Annotated in this window: 14 protein-coding genes and 1 tRNA gene; 4 read left to right on the top strand and 11 right to left on the bottom strand. The window is 65.2% G+C overall.

What is annotated here, in order from left to right:
• Positions 1-324: 324 nt before the first annotated feature.
• Positions 325-834: a GNAT family N-acetyltransferase gene (locus JQ616_RS27170; protein WP_106326641.1), complete on the top strand. Its 510-nt coding sequence runs from the start codon at positions 325-327 to the stop codon at positions 832-834.
• 165 nt (positions 835-999) lie between these two features.
• The gene (gene ppa / locus JQ616_RS27165; RefSeq protein WP_024583161.1) at positions 1000-1530 is read left to right on the top strand and encodes an inorganic diphosphatase; all 531 of its coding nucleotides are present in this window, start codon (positions 1000-1002) and stop codon (positions 1528-1530) included.
• 51 nt (positions 1531-1581) lie between these two features.
• Here the strand turns inward: ppa and folD are convergent, their stop codons facing one another.
• The 3 genes from folD to JQ616_RS27150 are packed head-to-tail and all read right to left on the bottom strand — an operon-like array spanning position 1582 to position 3117.
• Positions 1582-2466: a bifunctional methylenetetrahydrofolate dehydrogenase/methenyltetrahydrofolate cyclohydrolase FolD gene (gene folD / locus JQ616_RS27160; RefSeq protein WP_212019867.1), complete on the bottom strand. Its 885-nt coding sequence runs from the start codon at positions 2464-2466 to the stop codon at positions 1582-1584.
• 1 nt (position 2467) lies between these two features.
• Positions 2468-2803, bottom strand: coding sequence for a DUF167 domain-containing protein (locus JQ616_RS27155; protein ID WP_212019865.1), 336 nt, complete (start codon positions 2801-2803; stop codon positions 2468-2470).
• Between the two features lie 23 nt (positions 2804-2826).
• A complete protein-coding gene (locus JQ616_RS27150; protein WP_050425753.1) occupies positions 2827-3117 on the bottom strand; it encodes a YggT family protein in 291 nt (96 codons plus the stop codon).
• A gap of 298 nt (positions 3118-3415) precedes the next feature.
• On the opposite strand from JQ616_RS27150, the gene JQ616_RS27145 reads away from it, so the two are divergent.
• Positions 3416-3491, top strand: a tRNA-Ala gene (locus JQ616_RS27145).
• A 122-nt stretch (positions 3492-3613) separates the two neighbouring features.
• On the opposite strand, the gene JQ616_RS27140 is transcribed toward JQ616_RS27145, so the two are convergent.
• The 7 genes from JQ616_RS27140 to JQ616_RS27110 all read right to left on the bottom strand — a co-directional run bounded on the left by JQ616_RS27140 (position 3614) and on the right by JQ616_RS27110 (position 11524).
• The gene (locus JQ616_RS27140; RefSeq protein ID WP_212019863.1) at positions 3614-4423 is read right to left on the bottom strand and encodes an enoyl-CoA hydratase; all 810 of its coding nucleotides are present in this window, start codon (positions 4421-4423) and stop codon (positions 3614-3616) included.
• A 114-nt stretch (positions 4424-4537) separates the two neighbouring features.
• Positions 4538-5341 (bottom strand): glutamine amidotransferase, encoded by an 804-nt coding sequence (locus JQ616_RS27135; protein WP_212019861.1) that lies wholly within the window; start codon positions 5339-5341, stop codon positions 4538-4540.
• A 151-nt stretch (positions 5342-5492) separates the two neighbouring features.
• Positions 5493-6284: an SDR family NAD(P)-dependent oxidoreductase gene (locus JQ616_RS27130; RefSeq protein ID WP_212019859.1), complete on the bottom strand. Its 792-nt coding sequence runs from the start codon at positions 6282-6284 to the stop codon at positions 5493-5495.
• A gap of 225 nt (positions 6285-6509) precedes the next feature.
• A complete protein-coding gene (locus JQ616_RS27125; RefSeq protein WP_212019856.1) occupies positions 6510-7013 on the bottom strand; it encodes a TerB family tellurite resistance protein in 504 nt (167 codons plus the stop codon).
• A gap of 118 nt (positions 7014-7131) precedes the next feature.
• Complete coding sequence (locus tag JQ616_RS27120; RefSeq protein ID WP_212019854.1) at positions 7132-8541, bottom strand: adenylate/guanylate cyclase domain-containing protein; 1410 nt, start codon at positions 8539-8541, stop codon at positions 7132-7134.
• A gap of 142 nt (positions 8542-8683) precedes the next feature.
• Positions 8684-10069: a cytochrome P450 gene (locus JQ616_RS27115; protein WP_212019852.1), complete on the bottom strand. Its 1386-nt coding sequence runs from the start codon at positions 10067-10069 to the stop codon at positions 8684-8686.
• Positions 10070-10153: 84 nt separating this feature from the next.
• A complete protein-coding gene (locus JQ616_RS27110) occupies positions 10154-11524 on the bottom strand; it encodes a hydrolase (RefSeq protein WP_212019850.1) in 1371 nt (456 codons plus the stop codon).
• A gap of 136 nt (positions 11525-11660) precedes the next feature.
• On the opposite strand from JQ616_RS27110, the gene JQ616_RS27105 reads away from it, so the two are divergent.
• Positions 11661-13340 (top strand): MFS transporter, encoded by a 1680-nt coding sequence (locus tag JQ616_RS27105; RefSeq protein WP_212019848.1) that lies wholly within the window; start codon positions 11661-11663, stop codon positions 13338-13340.
• Between the two features lie 9 nt (positions 13341-13349).
• Here the strand turns inward: JQ616_RS27105 and JQ616_RS27100 are convergent, their stop codons facing one another.
• The gene (locus JQ616_RS27100; RefSeq protein WP_176534450.1) at positions 13350-13565 is read right to left on the bottom strand and encodes a cysteine rich repeat-containing protein; all 216 of its coding nucleotides are present in this window, start codon (positions 13563-13565) and stop codon (positions 13350-13352) included.
• Positions 13566-13666 lie beyond the last annotated feature (101 nt).

Genomic DNA, 13666 nt, shown 5'->3' with positions numbered 1-13666 from the left:
CAGATACCGCTGCTGCCATAGGCCGCGCGCGCGCGAAAATCCACTGCGGCGGCGCACCCGGAGTACCCACATCGCGTCTGGATCGCACGCCAAATTCTCCCGGCGAATCAGCCCCGAAAGAGCATTTTCCAAACGACGGCAGTGTCGTACTGCGCGCGCGATTCACGCTTTGCACAGGGCCGGACCAGCGTTTGGTCGCTTGAACCCGGCAAGTGTCCTCTTTCGGAACAAGTTTTCATGACACTGATGCAAAAAATCCACAGCTTAACCGATAATTAACGATGGACCTTGAAGGCGGCCCGCTGACTTGCTTTGATTGGATGCATGAGCACAACGCTAATCGAGGTCCGGCCGGCCAAAGCTGCAGACGCGGCTGCGGTGGCGTCTACCCATGACGAAGCCTGGCGCTCGGCGTATCAGGGAATCATCCCCGGCGCCGAACTCGAAAAGCTGATCAATCGCCGCGGCCCGCAGTGGTGGGATAGCGCCATCCGCAAGGGCAGCCGCGTCAGCGTGCTGGTGTTCGGCGACCGCATCGCGGGCTACGCCAACTACGGCCGCAACCGCGCCCGCAGCCTGCATTTCGAAGGCGAGATCTACGAGCTCTATCTGCGGCCGGAATTCCAGGGCCTCGGCTTCGGCCGCCGCCTGTTTGCCTCCGCCCGCCGCGACCTGCTGCAAAGCGGCCTCAAGAGCATGGTGATCTGGGCGCTCTCGGATAACGAGCCGGCGACCGAGTTCTACCGTGCGCTGGGCGGCCGGATGGTGGCGCGCTCCTCGGAGCGGTTCGGACCCAAGTCGCTCGACAAGGTCGCTTTCGCCTGGGCGAACTGAAAATCCTGCTTCTCTCGCAGCTGCAGCAAGGCTAAACCAGCCTGAGCGTTTGCGCGCGACGGCCAGCCCGGCTCCCAAGGCCGGGCCTGATGTTGTTCGCGGCCCGGCAGCGCCAACAAAAAATCACATCGTTTCTCAACTTCCAAAGGCCACGCGGAGCAATCCATGCGTATCGACGCCATATCGATCGGAAAAAATCCGCCCCACGACGTCAACGTCATCATCGAGGTTGCCGTCGGCGGCGAGCCCATCAAGTACGAGATGGACAAGGAGGCCGGCACGCTCGTGGTGGACCGCTTCCTCTACACGCCGATGCGCTATCCCGGCAATTACGGCTTCATCCCGCACACGCTGTCGGGCGACGGCGATCCCTGCGACGTGCTGATCGTCAACACCCGCGCGATCGTGCCGGGCGCCGTAATGAGCGTCCGCGTGGTCGGCGTGCTCTTGATGGAGGACGAGGCCGGCGGTGACGAGAAGATCATCGCGGTGCCATCGTCGAAGCTGACCCAGCGCTACGACAAGGTGCATAACTATAGCGACCTGCCCGACATCACGCTGCAGCAGATCCAGCACTTCTTCGAGCACTACAAGGATCTCGAGAAGGGCAAGTGGGTGAAGGTGCTGCGCTGGGGCGACGCCGAGGAAGCCCGTAAGCTGATCCTCGAAGGCATCGAGCGCGCGAAGAAGAAGTAGGACTCGCTGCCAAGACTCCCTCGCCCCACTCTTGCGGGGGGAGGGAGCAGTTCACACCGCCGGCGCCGGCAGGCCGTGAATCGCGCAGGCCGCGCGCAGCGTGTTGACCAAGAGGCACGCCACCGTCATCTGCCCGACCCCGCCGGGCACCGGCGTGATGGCGCCGGCGACGCCAAGCGCTTCCTGGAATGCGACGTCGCCGACCAGCTTCGGCTTGCCGCCGGGCACCGGAATCCGGTTGATGCCGACATCGATCACCGTCGCGCCCGGCTTCAGCCAGTCGCCACGCACCATCTCGGGACGGCCGACCGCGGCATAGACCAGATCGGCTTGGGCGCAGATTTTTGGCAGATCGCGCGAGCGCGAATGCGCGATCGTCACGGTGGCGTTCTCGTTCAACAGCAATTGCACCAGCGGACGGCCGACCAGATTGGAGCGGCCGATCACGATCGCGTTCATGCCCTCGAGCGAGGCGTGCACGCTCTTGGTCAGGATGATGCAGCCGAGCGGCGTGCAGGGCGACAGCGCCGCGAGGCCGCCGGCGAGCCGGCCGGCATTGTTCGGATGCAGACCGTCGACATCCTTGGCCGGGTCGATCGCATTGATGATGGTCTCGGTGTGCAGCGATTTCGGCAGCGGCAGTTGCACCAGGATGCCGTGCACCAGCGGATCGCGGTTGAGCCGCGCGATCAGCGCCAGCAGATCGGCCTGCGACACGTCCTCCGGCAGCTTGTGCTCGAACGAGGCCATGCCGGCGGCCTTGGTCTGGGTGTGCTTGCTGCGAACATAGACCTCGCTCGCGGGATCGTGGCCGACCAGCACGACGGCGAGGCCCGGCGTGAGCGCATGGTCGCGCTTGACGCGGGCGACCTCGTCGGCGACGCGGGTGCGAAGCTCGGCGGCGATGGCTTTTCCGTCGATGATGCGGGCAGTCATGTCAGTCCTTCGTGTCTTGGTTCGGCCCGGTCGCAGTCAACTTCTTCAAGGTGTCGCCAAGCTGCCGCGGATCGCCGTCGACCGCCAATTGTTTCAGCCGCGAGGTCGCACCCGACAGCAGCTTCACCCTGGCCTTGGGCACGCCGAGCGCCTTGGCCAATAACTCGGTCACCGCCCGGTTGGCCTCACCGCCCTCGGCAATGGCACGGACTCGCACCTTCACCACCGAGCGGCCGTTGGCCAGCGTCTCGATCCCATCGATGCCGTCGCGGCCGCCGCGCGGCGTCACGCGCAACGCGATGCTGATGCCCTCGGTGGAATAGCGCCAAGGATCCATCAGCAGCGGTCCATCGCCACGGATCAGATCACGTTGGGATAGATGTAATAGGCGATCACCCGCTGGAGGAACATGATGATCAGGATCACGATGATCGGCGAGATATCGAGCCCGCCCAGATTCGGCATCACGTTGCGAATCGGCCGCAGCACCGGCTCGGTGATCCGGTAGAGGAACTCGGCCACCGCAGAGACGAACTGGTTGCGCGTATTGACCACATTGAAGGCAACCAGCCAGGACAGGATGGCGGAGGCGATCAGGAGCCAGACGTAGAGGTCGAGGACGATGATAACGATGTCGAGAACAGCGCGCATATGATGGGGGCTCGCGGGTGGGACGACCAGGTAAAGCGCAACGAAACCGGACTTGAACCGCCAGCGCGCTTCTTGTTTGAGCAGGATCTTATCGGAAAACCGCTACGCACTTCTCGCTAACGCGGCCCGCCGGGTCCGGATCATGCTCTAAATATCGGTTCATCCCCCCGCAAACAAGGGAAGTTCCGGACGGAAAAGGCCGAAAACCGCTGTTTCACCGTTCTTGACTTGGCCTTGGGCGGGACTGTAAATGGCGCCCGACTGACGGCCGGGACACTCAGCAACACCCGGTCGCGATGGGGCCATAGCTCAGCTGGGAGAGCGCGTCGTTCGCAATGACGAGGTCGGCGGTTCGATCCCGCCTGGCTCCACCACGCTCCGCCCTTCGGGCTACGCGTGGCGCAGCCACGCAGGAGCCTGAAGGGCGAAGCGTGGTGTCCGGCGTAGCCCAACGGGCGAAGACGGACCGGATCAGCAAACCCCGACCCAATCCCCCTCACGTCCCGGTAAACCTCGGCGGCCGCTTCTCCACGAAGCTCGCGACGCCTTCCCGGAAATCATTGCCCTTGAGCGCGATCTGCATCTCGCGATTGGCGTCGATGGTGGCTTCGGCCAGCGTCTGGAATGGCACGTCGTAGACCTGGCGCTTGATGACAGCGATCGCGCTCGGCGAGACGAAATCGGCGAGGTCGCGGGCATAGGCGTAGGTTTCCTCGCGCAGCTTGTCCGGCGATGAGAGCCGGTTGACGAGGCCGATGCGCAGCGCCTCCGCGGCGGAGACGCGCCGCGCCGACATCAACAGATCGAGCGCATTGGCGTGGCCGACAATGCGCGGCAGCATCCAGCTGATGCCATGCTCGGCGATCAGCCCGCGCCGCGCAAAGGCGGTGGTGAACACCGCACTGTCGGCCGCGAAGCGCAGATCGCAATACAGCGCGTGGACCAGGCCGATGCCGGCGGTGGCGCCGTTGAGCATCGCGATCACCGGCTTCTTGATCGCGGGGTAATAGGCGTAGCGCGTCTGCCAGTCGGCACGGCGGTTCATGTCGAACGGAATGCTTTCGCCGCGCCGGACCTCGTTGGGATCGATGCCCTGCAACGCCTCCATGTCGGCGCCGGCGCAGAAGCCGCGGCCCGCGCCGGTCAAGATAATGACGCGAACATCGTCGTCGTTTGCTGCCGCCTCCATCGCGTGGCGCACGTCGCGCTCCATGATCGCGGTCCAGGCATTCATGCGGTCGGGACGATTGAGCGTGATGGTCGCGATCCGGTCGCTGACCTCATAGAGGATATGTTGATAGCTCACGGCGATCTCCCTGTGCCTTGTTGTTATTGATACGCGTGGCGATACGGCCCGCGCGGCAGCCGAGAGTAGCACATCCATCAGAATGAAAAGGCGGCGTGAAATTCCGCCGCGCGGCTATTCCGCGGCCTGCAGCATCATCGGCTGCGGCACGCGCGCGGTCCAGCCATCGATGAAATGCGTCAGCCACGCGCGCTCGGCGGCATCGTGCACGGCGCGCTCCGCGAAGTGCTGATGACGCGGCTGCGCGCCCGGCGAATCCATCCGCGCGCAACCGCGCGCGGTCCAGCGATGCATCATCGCGTAGGTGACGTCGGGATGGAATTGCAGGCCGAACGCGTTGCCGAACTGGAACGCCTGCACCGGAAAATCATCGCCCGCTGCGAGCAGGTCAGCGCCGGCGGGCAGTTGAAATCCCTCGCCATGCCAGTGATAGACGCGCGCCGGCCAGTCCGGGCATAGCGCGCGACCCGCTGCCGTCGGCCTGACCGGATAGTAGCCGACCTCGACCCGGCCTTGCGGATGCGGTGCAACCTTGGCGCCGAGTTGCCGCGCCAGCATCTGCGCGCCAAGACAGATGCCGAGGAACGGGCGCTGCTCACGCAAGGGGATTGCGATCCAGTCGATCTCGCGCCGGACATAATCGTCGGGATCGTTGGCGCTCATCGGGCCGCCGAAGATCACCGCGCCGGCATGCGCCTCGAGCGTGTCGGGCAGCTCGTCGCCGAAGCGTGGACGGCGGATGTCGAGGGGGTAACCCATCGCACGCAGCGCGTTGCCGATCCGGCCGGGGGTCGATGTCTCCTGATGCAGCACGATCAGCACCGGCCGCAGCGGGGTCCGATCTACCGGCGTGACCACGGCCGGCCTTCGGCTCGCGAAGGGCACCACGACACGGGTTTGGTCAGACCGGAACGACATTGCCTCTGCTTGAAGGTTTGGCCTCTGCCAAAAGTTTCGGCACGTAAGGCGCGATCATAGCTAAGTGGTCGTTAACATCGTGTGAGTTTGCGCACACCCAGGCGAAGCAAATCGCGGGCCAGAAACAGCCTTAACGGCGATGAAGGAGCGCTTAGCGCTTGCGGAGCTGGAAACCACCGACCGCGGTCAGGATGAAGGAGCGCGGAAACAGCCGGAGCAGGAACGGCACCAGCTTGATGAAGGCGCCGGGCAGCACGGCGCGCTTGTTGGCCATCAGGCCGCGATAGGCCTGGCGGGCGACCTCCGCCGGCGCGACGTCGAGGATCGCCGAATCGAATCCGGGGGCAAAGCCGGCGCGATCCTGGAATTCGGACGGCACGGGACCCGGACAAACCACGGTGACGCGCACACCCTTCGGCGCCAGCTCACAGCGCAGCGCCTCGGAGAACGAGAGCACATAGGCCTTGCTGGCGTAGTACACGGCCATGCCGGGACCCGGCAGGAATCCGGCGATCGAGCCGAGATTGAGGATGCCGCCGCGGTTGCGGATCAGCTGATCGGCAAAGCGCAGCGTCAAATCGGTCAATGCGCGGATGTTGACGTTGATCACGTTGAGCTGTTCGGCACGGTCGCGCTCGATGGCGAGGCCGAACAGGCCGAAACCGGCATTGTTGACGAGATATTCGACCTCGACCCCGGCCGCGGTCAGGGCCTCGGCGATCTTGTCGCCCGCATCAGTCTGCTGGAGGTCGCAGGGAATCACGATCGGTGTCGCGCCGCCCGCCGCGCCTGCCTTGGCCCCGAGCTCGTCGGCGAGCGCTTTCAGGCGATCGGCGCGCCGTGCCACCAGCGCCACGCGATGACCATTCGATGCAAACACGCGCGCCAGTTCGGTGCCTATGCCCGCCGATGCCCCGGTTATCAGCGTCACACGCTCAGTCACGTTCAAACTCTTACTGCAAATTCTAGTGAGGTCCCCAACGAGGCGACGAGAGCATAGGCATGCGGTGGGACGCAAGCCGCGTATGGGCTTGTCGACAGTCGCGACCGGCTGATTCGGCGGTGAAACGCCAGATTTTCAGTCGGATCGCCCACAATCGCGGCGGACATTAAAGTTTCGTCATCCGTGACGCCGGCGACGATGCATCCGCTTGCGCGGGCGCCTGTGTCAGATTGCCGCGTCCGCGGTGCCCCAGGGGCCTTTTGGCAGCGCCGCCTGCTTCTCGGCGACCCGGTGCTTGAGGTCGATGCGGTCGCGCGAGGAGATGCCGAGCAGATCGGCGGCACGCCAGACCACATTGTCCTCGAATTCGCTGACCTGGCCGTCGGCATAGACCAGTTCCCACATCATCTCGACGATACGCAGCCGGCCCTCCTCGTTCACCGAGCGCATGATCACACTGGTAAAGTGATAGAGATCCACGGCCTCGCCCTCGACGCGCATGGCGGAGGCGATCAGCTTGTCGGCGGTGCCGGGATCGAGCTGGAAACGGCTCTCGATCAGGCTGTGCAGCTTGCGCGTCTCGGCGGGCGTCGGCTCGCCGTCGAGCGACACGACGTGCACCAACAGCGCGGTCGCCGCCAGGCGATAGTCGCCGTCATCGAAAGCGCGGTCGGCCTTTGCATCGGGGGAGACGATATCGGCAATGAATTGGCGGAGTCCGTCGAGCATCGCTCTCTCTATGGAATGAAGCTGAAACGTATATGGCGTGGAAACAGAACCGGCGCAATCCGCGCGGGTTCCCGCTGCGGCATTACGTTTCGGCAAGCATTACATGTCGGCAATATGACTACGGTATCTCGTACACCACGAGCTTGTCGGCAATGCCGCGCAGCGCCGCTTCCTTCTGGATCGGCTTGATCGCAGCACGGTCGAGGATCCCGGCCACTTCAGCCGATTCCATCACCGGCTGGGTCAGGTGGATTTCCTGCGACGTCGACAGGCTCTGTACCCTGGCTGCGATATTCACGGTCTGGCCGAAATAATCCTGCCGCTCGTTCAGCGTCACCGCGAGGCACGGCCCCTCATGAATGCCGATCTTGACGATCAGATCTTCCTTGCCGCGCTCGGTGTTGAGCTGCTTCATCGCCGCCCGCATCCGCAGGCCCGCCGACAAGGCGTGCTCGGGCCGGATGAAGGTCGCCATCACGGCATCGCCGATCGTCTTCACGACAGCGCCGCGCTCGGAGGCGATGATCTCGAGCAGCGCGTGGAAATGCGCGCGCACCAGATCGAATGCGGCGAGATCTCCGACCCGCTCGTAGAGCGCGGTCGAGCCCTTCAGATCGGTGAACAGGAAGGTCAGCGCGGTGATCTTCAGCCGCTGGTCGACGGTGAGGTTGTCGGCCCTGAACACATCGCGGAAGGTCTGGTTCGACAGCATCCGCTTCGCCGTGAGGATCGGCTTGCGTCTGCCGAGCAGCTTGTGCAGCGGATCGCCGGCGATCCACACCGAAGGCAGCACGCGAACGTCGGCGTGATTCTCCAGCGAGAGCCGCAGCGGCCCGGGCCGCATCGTCGAGGTGCCGGTCGGCGCATGCGACTTGTTGAACGTGATCGAAAACTGCTGGCGCTCGGTGGTCGGCTCGCCCTCGACGGCAAAGAAATGCGCCGAATGCGTCACCGGCTCGAACACGATGATGAACTGGTTAGGCAGGTTGAGCGACAGGATCGCCTTCTCGCCGGGCGGCAATTCGAGCCCCTCCAGCGTCACCTCGTTGATCAGGGTCGACACTGAACTCTCGTCGAACTCGATCCCCGAACTCCAGAACATCTGACGGAAGTATTCCCAGATCGGCAGCGTGTTGGGATCGTGCGCGGCGATGTGGCGGACCCGCGGGCTGACGGTGAAGGCAACCTCGACCTGCTCGTCGACCGAGGCCTCGTAACCGGCCGCGCACAGCGCGCAATTATAGTCGTCATGGCGCAGCGACTTCAGCGTGGTGTGGGCATCGAGCACACCGCCACAACCCGGACACAGCACGTTCCAGCTCATGTCGAACAGGCCGAGCCGGGAGGCATGCAGAAAGCCGGAGATCACCTTCTCCTGGTCGAGCCCGGTACGATCAGCGAACTCCAGAGCGTTGATGCGGTTGAGCTCGCGATCATGACCATCGGCGATCAGCTGCTGCAAGGCATCGGCGACGGCCGGATCGGCCGTCTGCCTGAGGACTGCGAAATGGGCCTGCGTATCGCTCATGGTGAGCCCCTGGAGCATGATCCGGAAAAGTGGAGACCGGTTTTCCGAAAAGATCTTGCTCAAATAAGGAGATGAAATCGTGATGCGATTCCGTAGGATCGCATCACGGTCTAGATGAGCATCGGAACACCGCCGCGCAAGATCAGCGCGCCTTGATCGTGAATGCCGGGGAGCGATTCGGCTGTGTCGTCACCACGCCGATCGGCAACACCGGTTCCTTGTCCGCCAGCGCGACGCGGAACGCGCCGATGATCTTCGCAAGCGCGAGCGTCGCCTCGACCAGTGCGAAATGCGCGCCGATACAGACCCGCGCGCCGACGCCGAACGGTAGATAGGCGAAGCGATCCGGCGGCGTCCCCGTCATGAAACGCTGCGGCACGAACGCATTCGGATCGCGCCACAGTTTTTCATGCCGGTGCAGCAGCCACGGCGCGATCAGGATTACGTCATGCTTCCTGACCGGACGGCCCGCGATGGTGTCGGGACCGCCTGCCGCACGCGCGATCAGAAATGCCGGCGGATAGAGCCGCATGGTTTCGTCGACCACCGCGCGGGTGAATTTCAGCCGCTCGATGTCGAGCGCGCCCGACGTTTGCGCGCTCCTGACTTCTGCTGCCAACTGCTCCTGAGTCTCCGGATCGAGCGCCAGCAGATAGAGCGCCCAGAACAGCGCGGTCGCGGTCGTCTCGTGGCCGGCCAGGATCATGGTGGCGACCTGGTCGCCGAGCTGCGCGTCAGTGAAGGCCTCGCCGGTTTCCGGATCGCGCGCGGCACCCATCAGATCGAACAGGTCGCGCGCCGGCGCGTTGTCGTCCTTGCCGGCGGCGCGGCGCTCGGCCATCAGCTGGCCGACGAACGCAGTCCAGCGCTTGCGGAAGCGGGCGCGCCGGAAATCCTGCGGGGTCGGCCAGTTCAAGGGAAGTATCAGGTCCAGCATGTGCGGCCGCGCCAGCGTGTCGCCATACTCCATCACGAAGTCGCGCAGCGCGGCGCCGTGGCGATCCATGCCGAACGAGAACATGGTGCGGCCTGCGATCTCCAGCGTCATGCGCTGCATCACCTCGCGCAGATCGACCGGACCGCCGCTCGCCGACTTCAGCTTGGCAATGGTCTCGTCGACCGCCGCGATCATGTAGGGCTCGAGCGTCGTCACCGCGCGCGGCGTGAATGCCGGCGCCAGCGTGCGGCGCTGATGCTTCCAGGCGCGGCCCTCGGCGATCAGCAATCCTTCGCCCAGCATCGGGCGCAGCACGCGAAGGCCGGCCGGCGTGCGGTGGTAGTTCTCATAATTATCGACCAGCACGTGGCGGATCGCATCCGGCGTGTTGAGAATGAAGCTCGAGTGGTTGAGAAAGCGGCCCTGGACGATGTCGTCCTCATAGGCGCGCTGGCCCCAGGTCTCGATCGGCGAGTTGCGCATCACTCGCATTCGCTGGAAGGCGCCCATGTCGGCGGGCGCGCGTGGCGGGGCCGGCGGCACCACGGGACGCCGCGTGACCGTGATATCGTAGACTTCGGCTATGCTCATGGTCCTCGCTTCCTGCCTCACGCAACGGCCGATCCGGCCACGCGATCCCGGCGCCATGAAGGCGCGCGGACCCTTTCACAAGACCTAATAAGTCAGCTCGGCAATCGCAATCCGGTTCTCCGATGCCGGCCAGGTCCGCATCACGATGCGCTCGGTGTTGAAGATCGCGGCGACCGGACGGCCGATATCGGCCGCGGCGAGCCGCAATGTCGTCACCGCATCGGCCGGCACGCCCGATTTGATGTCCGCCGGCTCCTTGCCGTCGAACAGCACGATGTCTCGCGGTAATCCGAAATAACCACGCGGCCGCGACATCAGCACGATGGCGCCTGCACCGGCATCGGCGGGCGTGAGCGGCCGCGCCGCGCGCAGATGCACGATGTCTGACGAGCGGGGGAACGGCGAGCGATAGATGTGCGTCGTCACCGCATCGGGCGAAGTCAGCACGAATTCGAGCGGCCAGGAGGGATCGACCTGCGCCGGGCCCCAGCGGCCGTCCGTGCCGGTCTGCGAACTGTGCAGCGGTCCGCCGATGCGTTCGCCGGTTTCTGCCGAGACATGGTAGATGTCGACCGACGCGCCCGAGACCGGATGATTGGTCGGCACGCCGCCCGGCGTGGCCGTGACGAGGCCGCTCAACTTCACGGTCGTCTCCGGCACGATGTCGATCCGCGACGGCTCGCGCCCGGCGATGAACTTGTAGATCTCGCGGAAGGCGCGCGGATGATACGCAGTCTCGCGATGATCGAGCGCGCCGAGCACCAGATTGGTGGCACCCTTCAGGGCCGGACCGTCGGCGGTGATGTTGGTCGGCGTCCCTGGCTTGCCGACGAAGCGGCCGTCGCCTTGGGCGAATTTGTCGAGCCCATCGCTGCGCAGCGTGAGGAACGCGGTGCCCGCGGTGACCTCGCTGTCGCCGTCGTTCAGGCCCCGCAGGAACGGACCACGCCCGTTGAACTCGTTGCCGAGCCTGTCGTCCCAGGCATAGACGCCGTGGTTCGGCGTGCCGCACAGCACGGCATGGCTGACGTCGCCGCCACCGCCGTTCTTGATGTAATTGCGGATCGCGTTGCCGCCGCGCGAATTGCCGACCAGCGCAACGCGGGCGGCGCCGGTCGCCTGCTTCAGCTGCCTGATCGCTTCGCCGAGTTCGCGACGTTGGTCCTCCGTCGAGGAGTGATTGGCCTGCTCGACCTTGTCGTCGGTGCGCGCCAGCGGATCGGTGAAGTTGATCGCGAACAGCCGCGCGCGCGCGACGCCGTTGGACTCCATTCGCCAGATCGTCGTCACCCAGAGCGGCGCCTGCTCGCCATTGCCGTGCAAGAATAGGATCGGCGGCAGATCGGCACCCTGCGCCGAGGGCGCCGGCTGCGCCAAGGCCGGGCTACCAAGACGGCTCCCGAGCACAGACAGGGCGCCGGCCCCCAGCAGAATCGTTCGTCGCGACAGGTCCATTGTCCCTTCCTCAAGTCTTTCAGGCCTTTAGCTGTGCCTTGTTCCGGGAATTGCTGGACAGGACACGCTTTTCGCAGGCATCAGTTGATGCTGCCGGAATCATCAGCAAGCCATAGCAGGTCTCACGGAACCGGATATGACCGAACTGCCGACGCGCACCGACAGTATCACCGCACCGTTGCGGCATTCCATCTTCAGGCGGATCTGGCTCGCCAGCCTGCTCTCCAATCTCGGCATCCTGATCCAGGGCGTCGGCGCCGCCTGGGCGATGACCCAGATGACCGCCGAGGCCGACAAGGTCGCGCTGGTGCAGACCGCGCTGATGCTGCCTGTCATGCTGATCGCGATGCCGGCCGGCGCCATCGCCGACATGCATGACCGCCGCGTCGTGGCGCTGGTGTCGCTTATGATCGCGCTTTCCGGCGCCACCACGCTGACGGTGCTGGCCTGGCTCAATCTGGTCACGCCGAACATCCTGCTCGCGCTGTGTTTCGTGGTCGGCAGCGGCATGGCGCTGTTCGGCCCGGCCTGGCAATCCTCGGTCAGCGAGCAGGTGCCGTCGGAGACGCTGCCCGCCGCGGTCGCGCTGAACGGCATCAGCTACAACATCGCACGCAGCTTCGGTCCTGCGATCGGCGGCATCGTGGTAGCCTCCGCGGGCGCCGTCGCGGCATTCGCCGCCAATGCGGTGCTGTATCTGCCGCTGCTCGTCGTGCTGTTCCTGTGGAATCGCGTCAGCGAGCCGTCGCGGCTGCCGCGCGAGCGGCTGAACCGCGCCATCGTCTCCGGCGTGCGCTACATCACCAATTCGCCGTCGATCAGGATCGTGCTGACCCGCACCATGGTAACCGGCATCATCGGCGGCTCGGTCTCGGCGCTGATGCCGCTGGTGGCGCGCGACCTCTTGCATGGCGGTGCGCAGACCTACGGCATCATGCTCGGCGCCTTCGGCATGGGCGCGGTGATCGGCGCGCTCAACATCAGCGAGATCCGCAGCCGGCTCAGCGGCGAAGCCGCGATCCGCGTCTGTGCGTTGACGATGGGCGCTGCGATCGCGGCCGTGGCCGTGAGCAGGCAGCCGGTGATCACTGCCGCAGCCCTGGTGGTTGCCGGCGCGGTGTGGATGCTCGCGATCGCGCTGTTCAATATCGGCGTGCAGCTCTCGGCACCGCGCTGGGTCGCGGGCCGTTCGCTGGCGGCGTTTCAGGCCTCGATCGCCGGCGGCATTGCGATCGGCAGCTGGTGCTGGGGCCGCATCACGGACGTCGGCGGCGTCGAGATGGCGCTGTTGATCTCCGCCGGTCTGATGCTGCTGTCGCCGGTGCTCGGCATCTGGCTCAGGATGCCGCCGATCGGTGCGCGCAACGAGGACGCCACCGATATGCTGGCCGATCCCGAGGTGCGGTTGCAACTGACCGGGCGCAGTGGACCCCTGGTGGTCGAGATCGAATACCGGGTGGCGCAGGACAACGCCCGCGCCTTCCACAATGTGATGCAGGACGTGCAGCTCAGCCGCCAGCGCAACGGCGCCTATGGCTGGTCGATCGCGCGCGACATTGCCGATCCCGAACTGTGGACCGAGCGCTATCATTGCCCGACCTGGCTCGATTTCCTTCGCCAGCGCAACCGCGCCACCCAGATCGAGCGCGAGCTGCATCAGAAGGCGGCCGACTTTCACATCGGTGCCGAACCGATCCGGGTGCGCCGGATGCTGGAGCGCCCGTTCGGCTCGGTGCGCTGGAAGGACGAGACCCCGGACCGCGCCGCCAAGGAGGTGATCCCGGTGGTCGCGACCGCAGCGGGGAGCAGTACGTAGCGAAACGTATTACTGCCCGTTATCGATGAGCGTCTGCAGGCAGGCCTTGCTGAGGCGGCTGCGATGCTCCTTCAGGCAGGCCAGCACGACCTGATCGCCCTCGCTGAGATGGGCACGGCAGAACCGCGAAGCATCGCGGGAGCAGGCATCACGCCCCTGCTGCTGTGCCGAGGCGGCCGACGCCAACAGAACCAATGGTACGACGGCGAACAGAAATCGGGTCATCTCTCAAAGCCTCTAAGGAACAGAACGCTGGTTCTATAGCGTTTCAGGGTCGCGAAGAAGCTTGAAACGGCGGGGCGAGTTGATCGGTTCCGGCCTGAGGT

The organism is Bradyrhizobium tropiciagri (assembly GCF_018130545.1).
In the GTDB taxonomy this organism is placed as follows: Bacteria; Pseudomonadota; Alphaproteobacteria; order Rhizobiales; family Xanthobacteraceae; genus Bradyrhizobium; species Bradyrhizobium tropiciagri_A.
This window is presented reverse-complemented; position numbering and strand designations above follow the sequence as displayed.

Bases quoted from the DNA above. Each gene is read 5' to 3' on its own strand.
- JQ616_RS27170 (WP_106326641.1), top strand. From the start codon at position 325: ATGAGCACAACGCTAATCGAGGTCCGGCCGGCCAAAGCTGCAGACGCG.
- ppa (WP_024583161.1), top strand. From the start codon at position 1,000: ATGCGTATCGACGCCATATCGATCGGAAAAAATCCGCCCCACGACGTC.
- folD (WP_212019867.1), bottom strand. From the start codon at position 2,466: ATGACTGCCCGCATCATCGACGGAAAAGCCATCGCCGCCGAGCTTCGC.
- JQ616_RS27155 (WP_212019865.1), bottom strand. From the start codon at position 2,803: ATGGATCCTTGGCGCTATTCCACCGAGGGCATCAGCATCGCGTTGCGC.
- JQ616_RS27150 (WP_050425753.1), bottom strand. From the start codon at position 3,117: ATGCGCGCTGTTCTCGACATCGTTATCATCGTCCTCGACCTCTACGTC.
- JQ616_RS27135 (WP_212019861.1), bottom strand. From the start codon at position 5,341: ATGTCGTTCCGGTCTGACCAAACCCGTGTCGTGGTGCCCTTCGCGAGC.
- JQ616_RS27125 (WP_212019856.1), bottom strand. From the start codon at position 7,013: ATGCTCGACGGACTCCGCCAATTCATTGCCGATATCGTCTCCCCCGAT.
- JQ616_RS27120 (WP_212019854.1), bottom strand. From the start codon at position 8,541: ATGAGCGATACGCAGGCCCATTTCGCAGTCCTCAGGCAGACGGCCGAT.
- JQ616_RS27115 (WP_212019852.1), bottom strand. From the start codon at position 10,069: ATGAGCATAGCCGAAGTCTACGATATCACGGTCACGCGGCGTCCCGTG.
- JQ616_RS27110 (WP_212019850.1), bottom strand. From the start codon at position 11,524: ATGGACCTGTCGCGACGAACGATTCTGCTGGGGGCCGGCGCCCTGTCT.
- JQ616_RS27105 (WP_212019848.1), top strand. From the start codon at position 11,661: ATGACCGAACTGCCGACGCGCACCGACAGTATCACCGCACCGTTGCGG.
- JQ616_RS27100 (WP_176534450.1), bottom strand. From the start codon at position 13,565: ATGACCCGATTTCTGTTCGCCGTCGTACCATTGGTTCTGTTGGCGTCG.